The 20,825-nt window shown below is 29.1% G+C and carries 22 protein-coding genes and 1 tRNA gene; 17 read left to right on the forward strand and 6 right to left on the reverse strand.

Annotated elements, in window-relative coordinates; all coding sequences use genetic code 11:
- Nucleotides 1-141 precede the first annotated feature (141 nt).
- The 4 genes from ACMFBB_RS08725 (at nt 142) to ACMFBB_RS08740 (ending at nt 4,541) form a co-directional block, all read left to right on the forward strand.
- Nucleotides 142-579, forward strand: a complete 438-nt coding sequence (locus tag ACMFBB_RS08725) for a DUF4293 domain-containing protein (protein WP_435264021.1) — start codon at nt 142-144, stop codon at nt 577-579.
- A 366-nt stretch (nt 580-945) separates the two neighbouring features.
- Nucleotides 946-1,599 carry a response regulator gene (locus ACMFBB_RS08730; RefSeq protein WP_435264022.1) on the forward strand — a complete coding sequence of 218 codons (654 nt, stop codon included), beginning with the start codon at nt 946-948 and terminating at the stop codon, nt 1,597-1,599.
- A gap of 302 nt (nt 1,600-1,901) precedes the next feature.
- The gene (locus ACMFBB_RS08735; protein WP_435264023.1) at nt 1,902-2,579 is read left to right on the forward strand and encodes a hypothetical protein; all 678 of its coding nucleotides are present in this window, start codon (nt 1,902-1,904) and stop codon (nt 2,577-2,579) included.
- A 189-nt stretch (nt 2,580-2,768) separates the two neighbouring features.
- Complete coding sequence (locus tag ACMFBB_RS08740) at nt 2,769-4,541, forward strand: tetratricopeptide repeat-containing sensor histidine kinase (protein WP_435264024.1); 1,773 nt, start codon at nt 2,769-2,771, stop codon at nt 4,539-4,541.
- Here ACMFBB_RS08740 and ACMFBB_RS08745 read toward each other — a convergent pair.
- Complete coding sequence (locus ACMFBB_RS08745) at nt 4,531-5,025, reverse strand: metallophosphoesterase family protein (RefSeq protein WP_435264025.1); 495 nt, start codon at nt 5,023-5,025, stop codon at nt 4,531-4,533. The two genes, ACMFBB_RS08740 and ACMFBB_RS08745, sit on opposite strands and share 11 nt — an antisense overlap.
- A 261-nt stretch (nt 5,026-5,286) precedes the next feature.
- On the opposite strand from ACMFBB_RS08745, the gene truA reads away from it, so the two are divergent.
- The 3 genes from truA (at nt 5,287) to ACMFBB_RS08760 (ending at nt 8,327) form a co-directional block, all read left to right on the forward strand.
- Nucleotides 5,287-6,027 (forward strand): tRNA pseudouridine(38-40) synthase TruA, encoded by a 741-nt coding sequence (truA, locus tag ACMFBB_RS08750; protein WP_435264026.1) that lies wholly within the window; start codon nt 5,287-5,289, stop codon nt 6,025-6,027.
- Nucleotides 6,027-7,793, forward strand: a complete 1,767-nt coding sequence (locus tag ACMFBB_RS08755) for an ABC transporter ATP-binding protein (RefSeq protein ID WP_435264027.1) — start codon at nt 6,027-6,029, stop codon at nt 7,791-7,793. Before truA ends, ACMFBB_RS08755 begins: the two co-directional genes overlap by 1 nt.
- Nucleotides 7,794-7,859: 66 nt before the next feature.
- On the forward strand, nt 7,860-8,327 hold the full coding sequence (locus ACMFBB_RS08760; RefSeq protein WP_435264028.1) for a hypothetical protein: 468 nt from the start codon (nt 7,860-7,862) through the stop codon (nt 8,325-8,327).
- A gap of 57 nt (nt 8,328-8,384) precedes the next feature.
- Here ACMFBB_RS08760 and cdaA read toward each other — a convergent pair whose 3' ends face one another.
- The 4 genes from cdaA to ACMFBB_RS08780 are packed head-to-tail and all read right to left on the reverse strand — an operon-like array spanning nt 8,385 to nt 11,478.
- Nucleotides 8,385-9,167 (reverse strand): diadenylate cyclase CdaA, encoded by a 783-nt coding sequence (gene cdaA / locus ACMFBB_RS08765; RefSeq protein WP_435264285.1) that lies wholly within the window; start codon nt 9,165-9,167, stop codon nt 8,385-8,387.
- 47 nt (nt 9,168-9,214) lie between these two features.
- Complete coding sequence (locus tag ACMFBB_RS08770) at nt 9,215-10,057, reverse strand: metallophosphoesterase (protein WP_435264029.1); 843 nt, start codon at nt 10,055-10,057, stop codon at nt 9,215-9,217.
- A 14-nt stretch (nt 10,058-10,071) separates the two neighbouring features.
- Nucleotides 10,072-10,890, reverse strand: coding sequence for a dihydropteroate synthase (gene folP, locus ACMFBB_RS08775; RefSeq protein WP_435264030.1), 819 nt, complete (start codon nt 10,888-10,890; stop codon nt 10,072-10,074).
- Entirely contained in the window at nt 10,891-11,478 is a 588-nt protein-coding gene (locus ACMFBB_RS08780) for a TIGR00730 family Rossman fold protein (RefSeq protein ID WP_435264031.1), read from the reverse strand. It abuts the gene before it with no gap.
- A gap of 85 nt (nt 11,479-11,563) precedes the next feature.
- On the opposite strand from ACMFBB_RS08780, the gene ACMFBB_RS08785 reads away from it, so the two are divergent.
- The 4 genes from ACMFBB_RS08785 (at nt 11,564) to ACMFBB_RS08800 (ending at nt 14,290) form a co-directional block, all read left to right on the forward strand.
- Nucleotides 11,564-12,109: a DUF1599 domain-containing protein gene (locus ACMFBB_RS08785; RefSeq protein WP_435264032.1), complete on the forward strand. Its 546-nt coding sequence runs from the start codon at nt 11,564-11,566 to the stop codon at nt 12,107-12,109.
- Nucleotides 12,110-12,133: 24 nt separating this feature from the next.
- A complete protein-coding gene (locus ACMFBB_RS08790) occupies nt 12,134-13,135 on the forward strand; it encodes a DoxX family protein (RefSeq protein ID WP_435264033.1) in 1,002 nt (333 codons plus the stop codon).
- Nucleotides 13,136-13,211: 76 nt separating this feature from the next.
- The gene (crcB, locus tag ACMFBB_RS08795; RefSeq protein ID WP_435264034.1) at nt 13,212-13,583 is read left to right on the forward strand and encodes a fluoride efflux transporter CrcB; all 372 of its coding nucleotides are present in this window, start codon (nt 13,212-13,214) and stop codon (nt 13,581-13,583) included.
- Nucleotides 13,584-13,585: 2 nt separating this feature from the next.
- Nucleotides 13,586-14,290 (forward strand): crotonase/enoyl-CoA hydratase family protein, encoded by a 705-nt coding sequence (locus ACMFBB_RS08800; RefSeq protein ID WP_435264035.1) that lies wholly within the window; start codon nt 13,586-13,588, stop codon nt 14,288-14,290.
- A gap of 53 nt (nt 14,291-14,343) precedes the next feature.
- Here ACMFBB_RS08800 and ACMFBB_RS08805 read toward each other — a convergent pair whose 3' ends face one another.
- On the reverse strand, nt 14,344-15,033 hold the full coding sequence (locus ACMFBB_RS08805) for a DUF1684 domain-containing protein (protein ID WP_435264036.1): 690 nt from the start codon (nt 15,031-15,033) through the stop codon (nt 14,344-14,346).
- A gap of 686 nt (nt 15,034-15,719) precedes the next feature.
- Here ACMFBB_RS08805 and ACMFBB_RS08810 point away from each other — a divergent pair.
- The 6 genes from ACMFBB_RS08810 to ACMFBB_RS08835 all read left to right on the forward strand — a co-directional run bounded on the left by ACMFBB_RS08810 (nt 15,720) and on the right by ACMFBB_RS08835 (nt 20,775).
- Nucleotides 15,720-15,950, forward strand: a complete 231-nt coding sequence (locus tag ACMFBB_RS08810; protein ID WP_093869135.1) for a hypothetical protein — start codon at nt 15,720-15,722, stop codon at nt 15,948-15,950.
- A 146-nt stretch (nt 15,951-16,096) separates the two neighbouring features.
- Nucleotides 16,097-16,170 (forward strand) — tRNA-Pro (locus ACMFBB_RS08815).
- A gap of 713 nt (nt 16,171-16,883) precedes the next feature.
- Entirely contained in the window at nt 16,884-17,075 is a 192-nt protein-coding gene (locus ACMFBB_RS08820; RefSeq protein ID WP_435264037.1) for a hypothetical protein, read from the forward strand.
- A 6-nt stretch (nt 17,076-17,081) separates the two neighbouring features.
- The gene (locus ACMFBB_RS08825; RefSeq protein ID WP_435264038.1) at nt 17,082-17,219 is read left to right on the forward strand and encodes a hypothetical protein; all 138 of its coding nucleotides are present in this window, start codon (nt 17,082-17,084) and stop codon (nt 17,217-17,219) included.
- 28 nt (nt 17,220-17,247) lie between these two features.
- Entirely contained in the window at nt 17,248-18,771 is a 1,524-nt protein-coding gene (locus ACMFBB_RS08830) for a serine hydrolase domain-containing protein (RefSeq protein WP_435264039.1), read from the forward strand.
- 201 nt (nt 18,772-18,972) lie between these two features.
- Nucleotides 18,973-20,775 carry a serine hydrolase domain-containing protein gene (locus ACMFBB_RS08835; protein ID WP_435264040.1) on the forward strand — a complete coding sequence of 601 codons (1,803 nt, stop codon included), beginning with the start codon at nt 18,973-18,975 and terminating at the stop codon, nt 20,773-20,775.
- Nucleotides 20,776-20,825 lie beyond the last annotated feature (50 nt).

A 20,825-nucleotide genomic window follows, 5' to 3' on the forward strand; every position in this document is an offset into this window, starting at 1 on the left:
TTATAATCTTGATTGTTAGTTATATGAAGTATATAACAATAATTGTGTAGTTACTTACAAGGCAAATATATACAAATATTTTAACTTGTAATATTTCTTTTTAAAAAAAGAAATGTTATTTTTGCTTTCCAATTTGGAAAAATGATACAAAGAATACAATCTATATATCTTTTAATAGCAGGTGCTGTTTCTGGCGGCTTAACTTTTTTAGTTAGTTTATGGACCCAAACTAATGAAAATACACCTATATATATATTAGATTTATTTGCAAGCGAATCTATTTCTCAAAAAATAATTCCTGTATTGTTTTTTACCTCTGCCCTACTATCAATTGTCACTATATTCCTATTTAAGAATAGACAATTACAATTTGTTTTGGGTAGACTAAATATGTTGACAAATCTTTTTTTATTAGGATTATTGATTTATTTATCACTAATATTACCTGGAGAAGCTGCTGTTTCTAAGAAAGGTATTGGGATGTTCTTACCTGTTATTGTTATTTTGCTAGTAGTTTTAGCTAACAAAGCCATTAAAAAGGATGAAGATCTTGTAAAATCTGTTGATCGATTACGATAAGCCTAACATCTTAGTATATTTTAGTGCGATAAAACCGAGAATTCATTCTCGGTTTTTTATTTTCTTTTTTCTCCAAGTATGTCACCTTTTATGCTGTTTAGTTATCAAAATATACGTTTCATAAAAAAAAGTAAAATTTATAATTTTTAATGCTTTTTGAATCATATTTTTAGTTAAACTTGCATAGAAAAAACAAACATAAAAAACATGCAAACAACTAAAATACAACAAATTAACCCCAAAGTGTTAAAGTGCAACTAAGGGTAAACCCTTACACCGTAAGTAAAAACCCTGAAACACCATTTAGGGATATTGAGTATTGTGAGAACTCTAGTTCTCACATAAATTTGTAAACGTAAACAACAAATGAGTTACAAGATTAAAGTTCATATAGCCGATGATCACAAAATCCTTATAGAAGGAGTGATAGCGCTAATAAATATTGAAGATGACATTGAAGTTGAAGGCTTTTCATTAACAGGAAGAGAAGTTATAAACTGGTCTAAACAAAACACCGCTGATATATTAATTTTAGATATTAATATGCCAGAGATGGATGGAATAGATGTTTTAAAAACGTTTCAACAACGTGATACAAAAATTAAAACAATTATTTTATCTAGCTTAAGTGACCCAAAACTGGTACAAGAAATGATAGTATTGGGAGCTAATGGTTTTTTGGAAAAAAGTTCTGCTAGCGAACATATTGTAGATGCTATTAGAGCTGTAAATAAAGGACTACAGTATTTTAATGAAGACATTAAAAGTAAACTGTTCAATTTATATGTTACAGGATCAAAAAATAAAATTAAACGAGAGGAATCTCACAAAAGCCTAACTGAACGAGAGTTAGAAGTATTAACATTGATTGCCAAAGAAAAAAGTTCATCTGAAATAGCCGATAAGTTAAGAATAAGTGTAAAAACTGTTGAAACGTATCGCAGAAGCCTATATAAAAAACTAAAAGTGAAAAATGTAGTAGGTTTAGCGATGTATGCAGTTAGGAACAATATAGTATAATCCTTTCATTCTATTTTTTTCTTTGCCCCCAAAGAAAAACTCCCCCAAAATCTATTAATTCCTAATTAATTACGTCGCTAAAAACTACAACAACCCAAAACATATCTGGCGATGTACGTGTTATCATATAACATAGTTTAGAAAACCCCTTCATTTTGTTTTCTTTATCCCCTAATTTTTGAGAAACGTCCCCCGTATCTCCATTAATCTATACTAAGTACGTCGCCTTTTTATTAAAAAAAACTCTTAAATAAACTCTTAAATAATTTTTTTACAAATCATCAATCCTAAAAAATGTAAGCATGAATAAAATTACTCCACTTTTCTTAGCTCTTAGTCTTATTTTCGCATCATGTTCATCAAATGAAAATGACGTTGAATTACTACAAAAAAACGAAACAAAATTAAAATCATACACCTTAAAAAGAGATGCCAACGGTAGATACTCTATTGACTTTGATGTAAAAGAAAACACCGAAGTTAACACCTTTAAAAACCCTGATAAATCGAACAAAATAATATTATCAGAAGCCAAACAAGAAACAGCAAAAAAACACAGTAACAATTTTAACCTTGAGAACGACTTTTTAAAAATTGGTTTTTTAGAAGAAAGTAATGGTAAAAAAATTCAAATTACTGTTGAAGATGAAAACATTACCTTTGCTAAAAAAGGAGTTACTGAGTTTTTAAACAATTACAGTGTTACAAAAAACGAAGACGAATCTTTTACTTTAGATTTTGAAGTAAATAATAATGTACAAACTAAATTTGTTTACAATGAAAAAGAAGATATTTATGAAGTCCATTTATCTAACGGCTTGGCTAAAAATAAAAAGTTTTCTAGAGTTTTACAAACACCAAATAACAATATATTAAAAGTTAACTTTGTTAATCATAAGTCTTTTCCTAGATCTCAGGAAAATTTAACTACGATGATAGATAGAAAACCTAAATTAGAAATTGGTTTAGTCGAATATTAAAATAATCCATTACCACTTATACGTTCACAATTTACTTATTAAAAATTTAATTAAATTTTTAATAAGTAAATTGCTTTACATAAAATACATACTCAATTAATGTTTATCAGAAAAAACACACTTTTTATTATATTTCTTTTTTTTACATTTTCAAACAGTTTTGCTTTTAGACTGAACATTTTTTATTCATTGGGTAACATCTCTTCAAAACCCCAACAAAATGTTGAAGAGAAAAAAGATTCTTTAGAATTAAACAAACTTTATAAAGAAGCTTTAATTCTTTTTAGGAAACAAAAATATCCTGAATCTCTTAAAAAGGCTCTTAAACTAAATGAACATACAAAAATTTCTAAAGAAAATATAAAATACCTTACTTCCATTCTGATTGCTGATATTTTTGACAAAACTCATAAATATGATGAAGCACTAAAGCATTATGAATCGATTTTAAACCTCCTAAAATCGTCAAATCAAATTATTTCTGAAAGAAATTACCTTTCAAATTTAAATAAACATGAATTATATGGTAAAATATATCTTCGTATTGGAAGCCTATACTTAAAACAATATTACAATAAAGAAGACATAGATACACTTTATACAAGAAAACTTAGAGATAGCTCAATCTTGTACTTCAATAAACTAGAAGAATTAAATTCTTCAAATAAAAAAGTAGAGAAATATAAAGCTCTATCCTATCTAAGTCTTTCAAGTATATATCAGATAGACTCATTATTTGATAAAGCAACAGAATACGCATACAAAGCAATTAATTTGAATAAAAAAAGGAATGATAAAATTAACCTAGCTAGATCAATAAACAACCTTGGTAGTATTTATTTATCTACGAATCAACTTAAAAAAGCAAAAAAAACATACCTAGATGGAATCGAAATTATAGATAACAACAACGACCCCAATGCTATGAGATTCAAAGCTAACCTTTACTTTAATTTGGCTTGGGTTTTAAGAAATCTGAAAGATTATAAAGCCTATGATTATCAAGAGCTTTCTTATAATATTGAAGACAAAGAAAAAGAAAAAGAAATCAGAAGTTTAATAGAAGAAGTTACTGCTAGTCATAAAGAAACTCTAGAACAACAAAAAGTAGATTTAGTTAAAAGTCAAACTGAATTATTAAAAGCTCAGCAAGACAAATCAACGTTGTTAGTAAGTATTTTAAGTCTTCTTGGTTTAATTATTTCTGGTGTGGTAATCTATAATTATAAGCTTCGCCAAAATAATCTTCAATTAAAAATAAATCAAAACAAATTAATAGAAAAGGAAAAAATTAATAGAATTAAATCAGAATCACAAGTTAAAATATTAAATGCTACCCTAGATGGTAAAGAAACCGAGCGAAAACAAATTGCTGAGACGTTACATGATAGTGTTAGCGCTTTACTTTCTTCTGCAAACATGCATTTACATGCTACAAAAAAACAATTTAACGGAAATACTCCTGTTGAATTAGAAAAAACACAACAAATTATTTTAGAAGCATCACAAAAAGTTAGAGATCTTTCTCATAATTTGGTTTCTTCTGTTCTTTTAAAATTTGGTTTAGGCTACGCTATAAAAGATATTGGTAATAAATATTCAAATTGTGAACTCCGTTTTCTTGTAAACATTAACAATATTACTAGGTATAATCAAGAGTTTGAAATAAAATTATACAATGTTATTCATGAACTAATCAATAATATTATAAAACATAGTAAAGCCAAAAATGCTCACATTGTTTTAGAAGATAAAAATGGTTTTCTTTCCGTTTTAATTGAAGATGATGGTGTTGGTTTTAATTATAAAGACAATAAAATAAAATCTGGATTAGGGCTAAACCAAATAGAAGCAAGAATTCATATGATGAATGGAAATTTTATTATAGAATCTTCCAAACAAAAAGGTGCAAAAGCAACGATAACAGTTCCTGTAAAAATGAGAAGTGTAATTAGCGTTTAGCAAGCTCAATAATTTCTAAATTCTTTATTTCTCCTTTTTCTAACTCAAAACGTAACATGGTTCGTACTTGATGAAATCCATGTTTACCAGCAGCTCCTGGATTTAAGTGTAATAAATTTAATTTTTTATCAAACTGTACTTTTAAAATATGAGAATGCCCACAAATAAATAATTTTGGAGGATTATTTTTTAAAGCCTCTCTGACTCTCTGGTTATATTTATTGGGATATCCACCAATATGTGTTATCCAAACTGATACCCCTTCAACACTAAATTTAGCATCTAACGGAAACTCAGCTCTTGCATCTTTATCATCAATATTTCCATAAACAGCTCTTAAAGTTTTGTACTTTTGTAAAGTGTCAGTAACCTCTAAATTACCTATATCACCAGCATGCCAAACTTCATCTGCTTGCTTTACAAATTTTAGTATTTGATCATCAATAAAACTATGAGTATCTGATAACAATAAAACTTTTTTCATAATAGCGCAATTTATTATTAAAAAAGCAAACCCGCAATATATTATATATATTGCGGGTTCAATATCTTAAGGGGCAGACTTACGGGGGGACTTATTGTCTTGATATTCTAAAGATAGTAAAAAAAATCTATATTAGCAACACAAAGACATATATTTTGATGTTTGATAAAAAATATTAATATTTCTATATAAATTTACTGTTGCTTTTTATAAATGGTGCAATTAAAATTCCATAATTTAGCTATTTAAAACATTATTTTTTTGAGGTATTTTATTGAACTTTCATACAATGGAAAAAACTACCATGGCTGGCAAATTCAACCAGATGCTATTAGTGTACAAGAAGAAATTAATAACGCCATAAATAAAATTTTACAAAGCAATATTGTTGTTGTAGGTGCAGGTAGAACAGATGCTGGGGTGCATGCTTCGCAAATGTTTGCTCATTTTGATACTCCTAAAACCATTGACGCCAATTTTACCTATAAATTAAATGTTGTTTTACCTAAAGATATTGTGATACACAACACCCTAGTAGTTGCAAAAGATGCTCATGCCAGATTTGATGCTGTTAGTAGAAGTTATGAGTATAAAATTTGGCTAGGTAGAAATCCTTTTTTGTTAGATACTACTTGGCAACTTCATCATAAATACAAAAATATTAATGTTGAAATTATGAATGAAGCAGCAAAAATGCTACTTGAATATGAAGATTTTGAATGTTTTTCAAAAGTAAAAACAGATGTTCATACTTTTATTTGTGAAATAACTAATGCTGAATGGATACTTGATAAAAATCAATTAACCTTTCATATCACTGCCAATAGGTTTTTAAGAAATATGGTACGTGCAATTGTGGGTACTTTATTAGATGTTGGCATGGGAAAAATATCTATTAATGATTTAAAAAAAATCATTGAAAGTAAAAACAGAAGTAACGCAGGTCTTTCAGTACCCGCAAAAGGATTATTTTTAACAAACGTAGCATATAATTATATATAGTGAGTACAGAATCAGGAAAAGCATTTGATCTAAAAATTTTTGTAAGACTAATGAGTTTTGCAAAAAAATACCGTACAAAATTTGGTACAGCTGTAATTTCTACCATACTATTAGCTATTGCTTCTGCAGCAAGCCCGTATGTTTTAATGCATGCTGTAAATGATTTTACAACAACAAAAAACCTTAGTCAATTACTTAACTATACATTAATTATGTTAGTTGTTTTACTAATACAAGTTGCTTTGCAGTTTTTATTTATATACTACGCTAACTGGGTTGGTCAACATATTATTAGAGACATGAGGTCTACTGTTTTTAAAAAAATAATGGGCTTCAAAATGAGTTATTTTGATACTACTTCGGTAGGTAGACTAGTAACTAGAGTGGTTTCAGACATTGAAACAATAGCCAATTTTTTTACTCAAGGTGTTTTTATGATTGTAAGTGATATTTTAAAAATGCTTGTGGTTATCATTGTTATGTTATTCATTAACTGGAAACTAGCACTTATTGCTCTTGCAGTACTCCCTATTTTAATTTATGCCACAAAACTTTTCCAAATTGCAATAAAAGCTACCTTTCAAGATGTTAGAAACCAAGTAGCAAACTTAAATGGTTTTGTTCAAGAAAGAGTGACAGGCATGAAAATTGTTCAACTTTTTAATCGTGAAAAAATAGAATATAAAAATTTTGTTGGTATTAATGATAAACACAAAAAAGCTCACATAAAAACAGTGTGGTATTATTCAATATTCTTTCCAATTGCTGAGATTTTTTCGTCTATAGCTATAGGGTTAATTGTATGGTATGGAGGTTTTCAAGTTGTTGAAAACAGTACAGTAACTGTTGGTGCTATTATTGGATTTATAAAGATGGCGCAAATGTTATTTCGCCCTTTACGGCAAATTGCTGATAAATTTAACCAATTACAAATGGGAATCGTTTCAGGTGAAAGAGTTTTTGCTGTTATAGATACTGAAAGTTCTATTGACAAAAAAGGAACTATTGAAGCTACTAATTTAGAAGGAAATATAACTTTTAACGATGTACATTTTAGTTATATTAAAGGGGAAGAAGTACTAAAAGGAATTAGCTTTGAAGTTAAAAAAGGGGAAACTGTAGCAATTGTAGGGGCTACTGGTGCTGGAAAATCAACTATTATTAATTTAATAAATAGATTTTATGAAATTGATAGCGGAAAAATTTATGTAGATGCCATTCCTGTTGAAGAATACATTGTTAGTTCATTAAGAAAAAAAGTAGCCGTTGTTTTACAAGATGTTTTTTTATTTTCAGATACAATTCATAATAATATTACATTAAATGATGACACAATTTCTAGTGAAGAAGTAGCAGCTGCAGCCAAGCGAATTGGTATTCATGATTTCATTATGAGTCTTCCAAATGGTTACAACTACAATGTAAAGGAAAGGGGGGCCATGCTATCATCTGGACAGCGTCAACTAATCGCTTTTTTAAGAGCTTATGTAAGCAACCCTAGCATCTTAATATTAGATGAAGCCACCTCATCAGTAGATTCTCACTCTGAACAAATGATTCAACGTGCAACTGATTTAATTACAAAAAATAGAACCTCAATAGTTATTGCGCATCGATTAGCAACTATCCAAAAAGCTGACACGATAATTGTTATGGATAAAGGCTTAATTGTAGAGCAAGGAAGTCATAAAAAACTTTTACAGAAAGAGAATGGATTTTACAGAAACCTTTATGACAAACAATTTAGTAATGAAAACGTTCAATAAGTTTGATTACAAAAATCAAAATGTTACATTTGTTACTCAATCTTAAAAACTAAAAATCATTAAACGATGAAAAAAGTAATTTTATCTGCGTTTGTTGTTGCTTCATTATTGGCAACTTCATGTAAAAAAGCAAAAGAAGAAGCAAAAGAAGCAACTGTTGAGGCAACTGAAAAAGTTACTGAAGCTACAAAAGAAGCTGCTACTAAAGTAGTTGAAAAAGCTGAAGAAACTGCTGAGAAAGCTGAAGGAACTGTTGAGAAAGCTGCTGAAGCTGCACAGTCTGCTCTTGAGGGTGTTTCTATTCCTAGTTTTGGTAACGAAAAGGTAGAGCAACATTTAAAAGATTATGCTAGTTATGCAAAAGATTATATTGCTGCTAAAGGTGATGTACTTAAGAGTTCTAAATTAGCTACTAAAGGTGTTGATTTAGCTACTAAAGGTGCTGAATTAGTAAAAACTTTAGATGCTGATGGTGTTAAGAAATTTAATAGCGTAATGAGTGCTATTCAATCAAAAATGGCTCCAGCTAAATAATCATATTTAACTATATTTAGTGATAAAAAAGGTTCTTCGTTTCGAAGAATCTTTTTTTTATTCCATCACATCTTTTTGAAGTTTCTTTGATAATTCCTCTAAATTAGTATACAATTCGAAACCTCCATCTTTAATGTAAGAAATCTCTCCTGTTTCTTCAGAAACTAACAAACATATAGCATCCGTTTTCTCAGTAACACCAATTCCTGCCCTATGGCGTAAACCAAACCGAGAGGGGATTTGAGAATTATCAGAAATTGGTAAAACTACACGAGTTGCTACCACATAATTATCTCTAATTATAGTAGCCCCATCATGTAATGGGCTATTTTTATAAAAAATACTTTCAAGAATTGCTTCATTTACTAAAGCATTCATTTTATCGCCTGTACTTACTAAAAAATCTAAATTATTAGTTCTCTCAATTACAATTAAGGCTCCTGTTTTAGTTTTTGATAAATTTACACAGGCATTTAAAATGACCTCGGTGTCAACCTCAAAATTAATCTCAGTTTGTAAAAATTTTAGTTGCGTTAAAAACCCTCTTTTTGTTGAAAAGTTAGTAGTTCCTATCATTAATAAAAACTTTCGTATTTCTTGCTGAAAAACAATAATTAAAGCAATAACTCCTCCAGATAATAAGTACCCTAAAATACCACTCAACATTTCCATATTTAATGCTTGAGTTATTTTCCATATTATAAAAATAAAAGCAATACCTATTACAATATTTATGGCTACCGTACCCCTTAGCAGCTTATATATATAATATAAAAGAGCTGCTACTAAAATAATATCTAATATATCTAAAAAAGAAAAATCAATAAAATCCAAATCTATATTTTTAGTAGAGTTTATGTAAATGTACTAATTTTTAAATAACCCTTTTAAGCACTTGTTAACTCAAAAATAGTTATCTCTGGCCTTACATTAAATCGGACTTGCCATAGATGACCTACCGCTCTATTTATATACAAAGTTCTACCATCTTGTAAATCAATCTCACCTGAAGAATACTTTTTATTTTTAACAGGAAGCATAGGGGGTGGTAAAAAAGGTGCTTTACATTGCCCTCCATGGGTGTGCCCTGAAAGTATCCAACTATTGAAATCACGCCAGATGTCAATATCACATACATCAGGGTTATGACAAAGCGCTATATTTGCTTTATTCTTATCAAAAGAACTCATGGCTTTTTCAGGATTAAAATTGAGTCCCCAATAATCATCAAATCCTATAAAATTCAAACCCGCTATTTCTTTATTAGTATTACTTAAAATAGTAACTCCAAATTGTTCAAGTATACTTGTTATTTTATTAGCTACGTTTTGTTCTGACCAATTGTAACCATAATCATGATTTCCTAAAACCCCAACTGTTCCTATGTTTCCTTTTACAACGTGCTGTAAAACTGTTTTTAACTGTATAAATTGTTCTTCATTTTCATAGCTAACATAATCTCCTGTATATATTACAAAATCAGGATTGTAATCTTGCGCTTTTTTAAAACTATCAATGATATACTGGTAACTAAACCTATTTCCAATATGTATATCACTTATTTGCATTAACGTTTTACCCTCTAAATTGGAAGGTAGATTTTTAATAGGCATTTTTTTCTTTACAAACTCTAACCAAAAAGGTTCTATTTGCCATGTATACAGCCCTGTTAACAAACCTAAACCAAGAGTACTGTATATAGTTTTTTTTATAAATTTTCTTCTTTTCATAACAGTTAATTAGTTTACAATTGATTAAAAATAGTGACCGCTTCTACAGCTTCTTTAACGTCATGTACACGCAGTATATTTGTACCATTTATTAAAGCAATTGTATTTGCTACAGTAGTAGCATTTAATGCTTCTTTAGCAGAACAGTTTAATGTTTTATACAACATAGATTTTCTAGAAACCCCTGTTAAAATAGGTGCATCCAAGCTTTTAAAGAGCTCTAATTTTTTTAATAATTCAAAATTATGAGCTATTGTTTTTCCAAAACCAAAACCAACATCAATAATAACATCATTCACTTTTTTTTCTTTTAGCTTAAAAAGTTGAGCTGCAAAAAAAGAAATCACTTCTTTTACTATATCTTGATACTGCGGATTAGTTTGCATATTTTGTGGAGTGCCTTGCATGTGCATTATTATATATGGCACTTGCAATTTTGCTATTGTTGTAAACATATTAGCATCCATAACACCTCCAGAAATATCATTAACAATTGCACCTCCAGCTAAAATAGTTTCTTCAGCTACCTTACTTCTAAAAGTATCAACTGAAATAAAAATTTCAGGAAATTCTTTAGTTAACAACTCTATTACTGGTACAATTCGATGCAACTCTTCTTCTTCTGAAATATCCTTTGCCCCTGGCCTAGATGAATAAGCACCAACATCAATAAACGTAGCACCTTCTTTCAACATTTTCTCTACTTGATTTACTATCTCTTTCTTTGAGTTATATTTTCCGCCATCAAAAAATGAATCAGGAGTGATATTTAAGATCCCCATAACTTTTGGTGAGGATAAGTCTATTAAATTTCCTTTACAGTTAATAGTCATTTAGTTTACTACTTTATTAATTACATGTGTTTTTTCAGGAGCAGTATAATTTTTCATTTTCTCCATTAATCCCTCTATAGTCTCATCCTCCAATAACAATGCTCTATTTTGAGGCTTCAAAAATCCTTCTTTAACCATAACATCTAACTGTTGAATCGTAGCATCAAAAAAACCATTCACATTCAATACTCCTACAGGTTTTTGTTCAATATGTAACTGCTGTAGTGTTAAAGCTTCAAAAAGCTCATCTAAAGTACCAAAACCACCAGGCAATGTTATATACCCATCAATCATTCTACTCATTTTTACTTTACGTTCACTCATTGTTTTAGTAACAATAATCTTTGAAATATTAGGGTGAACTACTTCTTCTTTCTTTAGTAAATCAGGAATCACCCCAATAACCTCTCCATTTTTTGTAATAACTTCACTTGCTATAGCCCCCATCATTCCTATCTTACCACCTCCATAAACTAATGTGATATTATTTTTTGCAAAATAACTACCTAAATCCACAGCAACATTTTTATAAACTTCATTGAAACCCAAGCTAGAGCCACAAAAAACAACAATGTTATTTAACTTCATACACTAAAAATAAATTATTAGGTAAAAATAAAAGAAAACCTAATGGTTTTATTATTTTTACCTTAATTATTTCAGAAAACAAAAAATGCAAAATACCTCAAAACAGTACGACTTAGTCATTGATGAATGTAGAAGTTTATTTGTAAAAAAGATGTCTGATTATGGCAGTGCTTGGAGAATTTTAAGACTACCTTCTCTTACAGATCAAATTTTTATTAAAGCACAACGTATTCGTCAATTACAAGAAAATACTGTTCGTAAAGTTGATGAAGGAGAAAAGTCTGAATTTATAGGAATCATCAATTACTCTATTATGGCTTTAATTCAATTAGAGTTAGGTATTGTTGAACAACCTGATTTATCAACTGAAAAAGCTACTGAATTATACAACAAACATTCAAGCATGACAAAAGAGTTAATGGAAAACAAAAATCATGATTATGGAGAAGCATGGAGAGAAATGCGTATTTCATCATTAACAGATTTGATTTTGCAAAAGTTACTTAGAGTTAAGCAGATTGAAGATAACAAAGGAAAAACATTAGTTTCTGAAGGAATTGATGCAAATTATCAAGATATGATAAATTATGCTATTTTTGCTCTAATACACCACTCAGAATTAGACAATTAACAATATTAAAAAACACCCTTAATTATGATATTAAAATTACTAACTCAAATTTCAAGAATATTAGTAGGTCTTTTATTTATTTACTCTGGATTTGTAAAATTAGTTGACCCTATTGGATCTCAATATAAATTTGAAGAATATTTTAGTGAAGGAGTTTTAAATTTAGAATTTTTAATTCCTGTTGCTTTACCTTTTGCTATTCTTTTAATTGTTTCTGAATTAGTTTTGGGAGTTATGCTTTTGGTTGGTTTTAAACCTAAATTTACTATTTGGAGCTTGTTTGGTTTAAATTTAATTTTCTTGTTTTTAACTTGGTACTCTTACACCTACAATAAAGTAACTGACTGTGGTTGTTTTGGTGATGCCATAAAGTTAACCCCTAAAGAAACTTTTTATAAAAATGTCATTTTTATGGTGTTTATTGTAATTTTAATTTTAGGTATAAAACATATAAAACCCTTTATTTCAGATAAAACAGCTTCAGTTACTACTTATGGTTCTGCTTTATTATCATTAGTTATTGCTTATTATGTTTTAAATCACCTTCCTATTGTAGACTTTAGAGCATATGCTATAGGAACAAATATTGAGCAAGGAATGCAATATCAAGAAGGAAGCGATGAAGCTCCACCTATCCATGATTTTGAAATTAGTACGGCCGATGGTGATAAATTAGAAGAAATGCTTTCTAAAGATAAAGCAATGCTTATTCTTATGACTACTATAGAAAAAGTTAATAAAGAAGGAATCCATGAAATTTCTAAAATTGCAGCTAAAGCTAAGAGTAACGGATATGAAATTTATGTTCTAACATCAGATATGATGATGGCCGACGTTATTTATGAAGAAAATTACGACGCTTTAAATGCTTTTAAACAAGAATATAATTTACCGTACATTTTTGGTAGCTGTGATGAAAAAGCTATAAAAACTGTCGTTAGAGCAAATCCTGGGATAGTAACTGTTAAGAAAGGTATTATTGATGGAAAATGGAATTGGACAGATGCTAATGATGTAGAATTGTAGCATTTGAATTAAAAGAACTAGTTATAGATATTTAAAACCTCACAAATTTTGTGAGGTTTTATTATATTCGCACATAATGAAACAACTGCTATTAATTTTTATAGGTGGAGGAGCTGGAAGTGTTTTGAGGTACTTAGTAGGTAAGCTTTTAAACAATTCTCAAACTGGTATCCCTTACGGTACTTTTGTAGCTAATATTTTAGGTAGTTTATTAATTGGACTTATTTTAGGTTTTGCCGCGAAAAACGAAGCCTTAACCCAAAACCACACTCTTTTACTAGCCACTGGTTTTTGTGGAGGGTTTACTACGTTTTCTTCCTTTGCATACGAAAATCATGTATTTTTAAAAGCTGGAGATTTTACAACTTTTGCTATATACACAATAGCCAGTTTTATTATTGGATTTCTTGCCGTTTTTGGCGGTATCTTTTTAACTAAATTTTTATAATAATGACTAATTTAACAGAGTATAAAGAAGAAGAACATTATGCAATTATTACCTTAAACAATGGTAAAGTAAATGCTATTTCTCATGAAGTTATTGATAATCTAAACCTGTGTTTAGACAAAGCCGAAAGTAATAAAAAAGTTGTTATACTAACAGGAAAACCAGGTATTTTCTCAGGAGGGTTCGATTTAAAATCTATGACGGCTTCTCCTGAATCAGCATTAGAGCTTGTTACCAAAGGATCAAAATTATCACTCAGAATGCTTTCTTTTCCTATGCCAATTATAGTAGCTTGTAATGGTCATGCTATTGCTAAAGGAGCTTTTTTATTACTATCCGCTGACTATCGCTTAGGTACTGATGGTGATTTTAAAATAGGATTAAATGAAGTTATGATTGGAATGACAATGCATAATGCAGGAATTGAAATTGCAAAAGCTCGCTTAACTCCTGTTTCTCTTAATCGTAGTGTGAATAATTCTGAAATCTATAGCCCTAAAGACGCTATTTCTGCTGGATTTTTAGACAAAATTGTTCCTCAAGAACATCTACTACCAACTGCTATCAAAGTTGCAGAAATGTTTACAAAATTAAATCCCAAAGCACATGCGGAAACTAAGTTAAAAGTAAGAAAAACTTGTTTAGAAAATATAGAAAAAGCCATACTACAAGACTTAGAAGAAGGATTAACACCTCCTTCTAAATAATCTTATTAAAAACCTAATGTATTTTAAGTAAAGAAGTTTTAAACTAAACTTCTTTACTTTTTATAAGCTTTTACTCCAGCTTTTATTTCAATGTCTAAATAATTATCTCTAGGAGTTATCGGGCAAGAATACCTATCACTATAAGCACAATATGGGTTATATGCTTTATTAAAATCTATCTCTATAGTACCATCTTTTTGCTCATCAGTAGTTAACACATCAATAAACCTACCTCCTCCATACGAAGACGTACCATTTGTTTTATCTAAAAAAGGCAAAAACAAATGATTTTTATATTTTTTTGTCGGATATTTATCTTTATAGATAGCCAACTTTAGTTCTTTATTTTCAATTGTAAAAGTAATTACGCCATACTTTTCATATACAGCCACCCTGTCTGTTGTTGTTGGAAAATTAAATGTAGGGGCATCTGGAGTCTTTTCTATCTTTGCCTTTACCTTATAAATATCATTTACTGGGTAAAAATCTAAACCCGTAAAATTCCTCAGCCCTTTTTTTGTTAGCGGAGACGTAGTAGCATCTTTAAATTTAGAATTTAATGACTTTTGAAAATCAGTTTTCCCAAGCTCTTTTCTTTTGCCTTGAGAATTACATGATACGATTGTTATCAAAGCAATTAATACAAAAAAATGTTTCATCAGTTTATCTTTAATAAGTTCAATTATTGGTGAAGATACTAGAGTTAAATTATGTAACAATGGCTTACTTTGTCTTTTTTTCATTAATTCAAACCAAACTGAAATAACATGAACATAACCTATGGTTATTATATCATTTACCCTTTAAATTTACTCTTATAAAAAGTAAATTTAAATAGAAAAATAACAATTACTATTAAATATTTATTTCTCTAGCTCATTTAAACAAAGTAATACTCTTTTTCTCTTACATCAAATAAAACAATAACAGCTATTAAATAGATATCAAGACCTTTTTTTTTAAAACTTATCTACATCATAAGAGAAAAAGTACTAAACAGTTTCGTTAATTCTTTACGCAATTTACTTATATAAGACAGGTTAAATACATTTTTCACATAAAAAAACAATATAAAACATAAAATCTTGTCAATCCTGTAAAAAAACATCTGAATCTTTTTTGAAAAATTAACAAGATTTGTTATATTTGGTTTGAAGCCTACTTTTATTGTATTATATGTGTAAAAAACATGTTTATTCCCTAAATAAGAAAAACTTATAAAAAAATAATATATTTTGATTGTTTTTTAACATATAAAACCGTAGATAACGCTATATTTGACCCCCAGTTTTTTATTACAATTATTGTTATAAAAAAATTATGAGATGTCTTAAATAGACTATAATAGTTATATCTTTTTCAGTTTAAAGTCAACACCAAACCTAAATTGTAAAGATTATTTTAATTTAAAACGAAAGAAGCACTTAATATGAATTCAGAGTTAATTAGTAAAGGAGAAGAGTTTGAAACAAGAAAATTCAAATTTGTTACTACTAGTGATAGAATATTAGCTTCAAGAGAAGCTAAAGCATTAATTTTAGAAATTAATGAAGTTTATAAAGAAACTAAAGATAGTAACTTAATGGACTTAATGAAACGTTTAACTGTTGTTAAGCAACGTATAGATAAAAGATTAAAAGGAAAACCATTAACGGCTTAATACTTTTTCTTAAAAAAGCACGTTATAAAATTAAGGGCGCTGTAATTAATTATAAAACCCCTTAAATATGATATTTATTCTTGATAAAAATTCTAGGTTTTTTCCTAGAATTTTTTTTAGTTTTGCATTTCTATGCAAACAATATTCGGGATGTAGCTTAGTCCGGTTAAAGTGCTGGTCTGGGGAGCCAAGATTGGAGGTTCGAATCCTCTCATCCCGACTACGGACAAACACATTAAACACAAGTGATACAGAAGATTCTTTAAAATATTTATGCCAAACATCTGGCATAAATATTAATCTTTTTTGCAATTAATAATTATCAACTTAAAAAAAAGGTCCTAAACTTACAATCAAAAAACATACTCTTCGTAAATTTTATTCCTTCTGAATTAAAACAAATTAAATTCCTTTTAGTGCTAAAGAATGTAATTCACTTAATTTAATTCAAACATCAAGTAAATAAATACACAACAAAAGATATTCTAACATTTAACAACAACATTAAAACACTAAAATTAAGTTTTAACACATTAGTAATGTTATTTTAGAAAAAACTGTTCTCTTTGTTCTATTAAAACAAAAACACAATAAAAAAAACTGAAAAACAATTAATTAACCTCAGAACAAAACGTGAGAACAATACAAATTTGACCTTAAAATCTGTACTATGGGGTGTGGAATTTTACTAAATAGGTAAATCACTTACTTAAAGCTATTTTTTTGAAGAATTCACTTAATATTTCATAAATTTGAAAGCAAAAAATTGTATGAATATTTAATTGTTATATCTACATTTTATTAAATAAGTTAAATACTTATAAAAAAAGTCCTAAGGGATACCCGTAAAGTAACCTTATTGACTGACTATGTATAAAATTGCCAATCGTTTATAAAACTTTATTCTTTATATAACAAGTTAGCTAAAATTAAATGAAATATAGATTGTACCATAAAGAATTTGAAATTGGGATTATCGATCAATTAGATTATGATTTTCCTAATCTATTTGGCAAGTATAAGTTGAATCAAAATCTTGAACAAGAAAACACTTTAATAAGCGAATATGTTGAATACTCGATTAAAGCAAGTGTTCTAATGGAAACCAATGAAGAAGAATGGTAAGACTTTATGGAGAAAAAGGATCCAAAATTCATAGATTTAATTGAATATGAAAATTGGAAATTAATAGATGAGAAAGAAAAAACTCATAAAATCCAAATTCCTAATTTTGGTTATAAAAATGAAATAGTTTGGAGATGGAATTAAAAAAACACAACAACAGATAGCAACACCTATGAAAGTAACAATAACATTACTCTTATCTACAATCTTATTCTTTTCTTGCACAAAGAAAAAGAAAACTAACTATTCTGAATTCAATAAAGCATATACTAATTTCATAGAATTAGTTACAAATGAATATGGAGCGAAGTACGGAATGGCTATATCGGTCGTAAAAGACGACCGTGTCATATTTGAGAAATATCTTGGAATGGCTGATGTGGATAAAAACGTAAAAGTTAGTAAGAATACTCTTTTTTATATTGCTTCAGTTACAAAATCATTTACAGCAATGGCCGCTTTAATTCTTGAATCTAAAGGTAAACTTGATTTTGATAAATCATTAGCTGAATTATTACCTGAAATTAATTTTGCTCCAAACCTTAAAGCTGATAGTATTAAAATTAAACACTTAATTACACATACATCTGGAATAGAAAATAACCCATTAAGGAATTTAAAAGCTTATTCAGGCTCGTATGACAAAAATAAATTACAAACTATAGTGGAGAAATTCACTGTAGTTAACGAAAACGCTCCTTTTGGTAAATTTGAATATACCAATACAGGATACATCATCTTAGGAATGATTATGGAAAAAGAATTGGGAGCTGATTGGAAATCTTTAGTTCAGCAGGAAGTATTGTACCCCTTAAAAATGAAGCATACGAATACCCGAATGTCTAAGGCTATTGAGCAAGGTTTGGAAATTGCAAAACCACATACACAGAATAATGATGAAAATAAATTAATCCGTCTATTTTTAGAAAAAAAGGATAATACAATGCATGCCGCTGGGGGGATACTATCAACTGCTGAAGATATGTCTAGATATATGATCGTTGCATTAAATAATGGTAAAATCGATGGAGAACAAGTAATTGACTCAAATTTGGTTAAGGATAGCCAGTTAAAACATGCTAAGCAAGATAGAATGTGGTATGACCTTAAACGATTCGGTTATGGTTACGGTTGGAACATCGCGACAACTCCGCTAGGAGACACACTAGTGCACCATTTTGGCAGTTTTACGGGTATGCATCCTCAATTCTCATTCGTACGAGAAACTGGAGTAGGTGTTGTTATAATGGCAAATGAAGGAAAAATTAGTTATGATCTTAATATGCTCCTTAGTGCGTATGTATTTGATTATTTCTCTAAACGAGAAAACCTCGATACTCACTATAAAGATAAGCTAAAACAGTATCACGAAAACTATACTAAAAAGAGAAAATCAGATACTGAATATATGAATAAAATGGCAAAAAGAACTTGGAAACTTGAACTACCTTTTTCTTTATATGCTGGAACCTATACAAGTGATTTATTTGGTACACTACTAGTAAAAGAAGTTGAAGAAAATAAATTGATAGTTACAATTGGAAACCTTAAATCTGATATAGCAACACCACACAGAACCAATGCTATTAGAGTTGTTATGGGTGAGGATGGTTCAGTAGTCCAATTTGGAGTAAACGATGGTAAGGTAGAAAAAGCTATCTGGAAAGGACTAACGTTCAACAAAATAACACATTAAAAACAATGAAAAGGTAACATCGTATAAAATTAATTGCTAGGTAAACCTAACTACGAAAATCCTCACGAATTTTCTACTTGGTTATTTTTTGAAAAATTAGTGCTTAAAACAGCACAACAAACCATACACCAAAGATTACAAACAACCTCAGAACGGTAACAAAAAGAACAATAATTCGTCATCTCAATAAACTACTACATAATGATCAAACCGATATTTATAATTCTATTCCTATTCTTATCTATTTTCTCAGCAGTACAAGAAAAAATTTCACTGGAAGAAGAATTGAAAAAGGCAATTAAAAGCGAAAATTTGACTGGTGCTGTATGGTCAACTATTAATGATGGTATTGTTACAACTGGGGCAATAGGCTTAAAGAATGCAGATACAAAAGAAATATTAGAAAAGAAAGATAGAGTACTAATTGGCTCAATTACTAAAACCCTAATTGCAACAGGGGTTCTACGTTTAGCAAGCCAAGGAAAATTAGACATTGACTCTCCTGTTTACAAAATTTTACCCAATATACCTTTTAATAACCCTTGGAGAGAAAATAATCCAGTTACTATAAGAGATTTATTAAATCATACATCTGGAATTGAGGATGCCAGATTTTGGCAAGTATTTAGTACTAAACCTACTTCTACTACCCCATTAGAATATATTTTTTCTAAAAATATCTCTGTATTAAAAGTGAGAACCACCCCTGGAACTCGATTTTCATATTCAAACATGGGATATTCCTTTTTAGGTTTAATTATTGAAAAAATTACTAAAGAGCCATACGAAACCTATTTGGACAAAAACCTTCTTGTTCCTTTAGGTATGAACAACAGTACTTTTCAATTTACGACTCAAAAAGGAGAGAATATTGACAAAAAACTGGCAATGGGGCATTTTGATGATGGGATAACGAAAGAAAATATTCCAATGTTTTTGCGTCCTGCTGGGCAATTTACAACAACTGCAAAGGATATGGCATTACTCGCAAAATTCTTAATGGGGGATGGATATATTAATGGAAACCCTTTTATTGATAAAGAACTTTTAAATCAAATGGGAAATCCCATATCGACAGAATCCAATAAAAATGGCTTGACTTCAGGATATCAATTTGGACTTATCTACAGAGACAGATATGGTGTTATAGGGAAGTATCATGGTGGAAATACTATAGGCTACAGAGCAACATTTTATCTATTTCCTGAGCAAAAAAAAGGATTTTTTATAAGTTTTAATACCGATAGCGAAACAGCAAATTACCAAAAGTTTAATTCGATTTTTATTAATCATTTAGGAATCGATAAACCTGAAAATCTAAAGATAAAAAACAACTTACCCTCAAATATCAATGAGTTTATTGGCTATTATAAAATGAATCCCGTTCGATTCGAAATGTTTGCTTACGTAGATTTACTTTTTAATTCAATAAAATTGAATCAAGAGAATAATAAGTTGATTGTTAAATCAATTCAAAATGAAACTTATACTCTGTTACCTGTTGGGGGTAATCTATTCAGAAAAGAAGATAGAGTGAATCCCTCTCATGTTTTGTTCAAAAACGAAAATATACCAGCTTTGAGCGATGGTCTTGTAACATACGAAAAAATTAACCCACTCTATTTATACCTAATGTGGCTAAGTCTTATTCTTGGACTGTGCGGTTTGGTTATTGTTTTAATCCGAGGGTGTTATCTGTTTTTTCAAAAGAAACTTTTTAATAGTAATCAGGTAGCAACTTTACCATTCTTATCCGTTTTAGGACTTTTAATTCCTATTCCTTTTCTTTTAAATCAATCATTCCTAAACTTAGGGGATTTAACCTTCGCAAATGTTTTATTAGCTATCGTAACTGGTTTTTTGCCTTTGGCTATGATTATTAGTGTTATAAAAATATGGAGAAACAAAACTTTGACAATAGATGCAATTGGAATTTTATTTATCTTCCAATGGACAATTATCCTATTCTACTGGAATTTAATACCTTTTAGATTATGGTCGTAGAAAAGGCAGTTTATAACAAAGAACTGAAGTGAAAACCAAATAAAAATGAT

This window comes from Tenacibaculum sp. nBUS_03 (assembly GCF_051201695.1).
In the GTDB taxonomy this organism is placed as follows: Bacteria; Bacteroidota; Bacteroidia; order Flavobacteriales; family Flavobacteriaceae; genus Polaribacter.

Coding starts and splice junctions, on each gene's coding strand:
- ACMFBB_RS08725 (WP_435264021.1), top strand. CDS start 142: ATGATACAAAGAATACAATCTATATATCTTTTAATAGCAGGTGCTGTT.
- ACMFBB_RS08730 (WP_435264022.1), top strand. CDS start 946: ATGAGTTACAAGATTAAAGTTCATATAGCCGATGATCACAAAATCCTT.
- ACMFBB_RS08735 (WP_435264023.1), top strand. CDS start 1,902: ATGAATAAAATTACTCCACTTTTCTTAGCTCTTAGTCTTATTTTCGCA.
- ACMFBB_RS08745 (WP_435264025.1), bottom strand. CDS start 5,025: ATGAAAAAAGTTTTATTGTTATCAGATACTCATAGTTTTATTGATGAT.
- ACMFBB_RS08760 (WP_435264028.1), top strand. CDS start 7,860: ATGAAAAAAGTAATTTTATCTGCGTTTGTTGTTGCTTCATTATTGGCA.
- ACMFBB_RS08770 (WP_435264029.1), bottom strand. CDS start 10,057: ATGAAAAGAAGAAAATTTATAAAAAAAACTATATACAGTACTCTTGGT.
- folP (WP_435264030.1), bottom strand. CDS start 10,890: ATGACTATTAACTGTAAAGGAAATTTAATAGACTTATCCTCACCAAAA.
- ACMFBB_RS08780 (WP_435264031.1), bottom strand. CDS start 11,478: ATGAAGTTAAATAACATTGTTGTTTTTTGTGGCTCTAGCTTGGGTTTC.
- ACMFBB_RS08785 (WP_435264032.1), top strand. CDS start 11,564: ATGCAAAATACCTCAAAACAGTACGACTTAGTCATTGATGAATGTAGA.
- ACMFBB_RS08790 (WP_435264033.1), top strand. CDS start 12,134: ATGATATTAAAATTACTAACTCAAATTTCAAGAATATTAGTAGGTCTT.
- crcB (WP_435264034.1), top strand. CDS start 13,212: ATGAAACAACTGCTATTAATTTTTATAGGTGGAGGAGCTGGAAGTGTT.
- ACMFBB_RS08800 (WP_435264035.1), top strand. CDS start 13,586: ATGACTAATTTAACAGAGTATAAAGAAGAAGAACATTATGCAATTATT.
- ACMFBB_RS08805 (WP_435264036.1), bottom strand. CDS start 15,033: ATGAAAAAAAGACAAAGTAAGCCATTGTTACATAATTTAACTCTAGTA.
- ACMFBB_RS08810 (WP_093869135.1), top strand. CDS start 15,720: ATGAATTCAGAGTTAATTAGTAAAGGAGAAGAGTTTGAAACAAGAAAA.
- ACMFBB_RS08820 (WP_435264037.1), top strand. CDS start 16,884: ATGAAATATAGATTGTACCATAAAGAATTTGAAATTGGGATTATCGAT.
- ACMFBB_RS08825 (WP_435264038.1), top strand. CDS start 17,082: ATGGAGAAAAAGGATCCAAAATTCATAGATTTAATTGAATATGAAAAT.
- ACMFBB_RS08830 (WP_435264039.1), top strand. CDS start 17,248: ATGAAAGTAACAATAACATTACTCTTATCTACAATCTTATTCTTTTCT.
- ACMFBB_RS08835 (WP_435264040.1), top strand. CDS start 18,973: ATGATCAAACCGATATTTATAATTCTATTCCTATTCTTATCTATTTTC.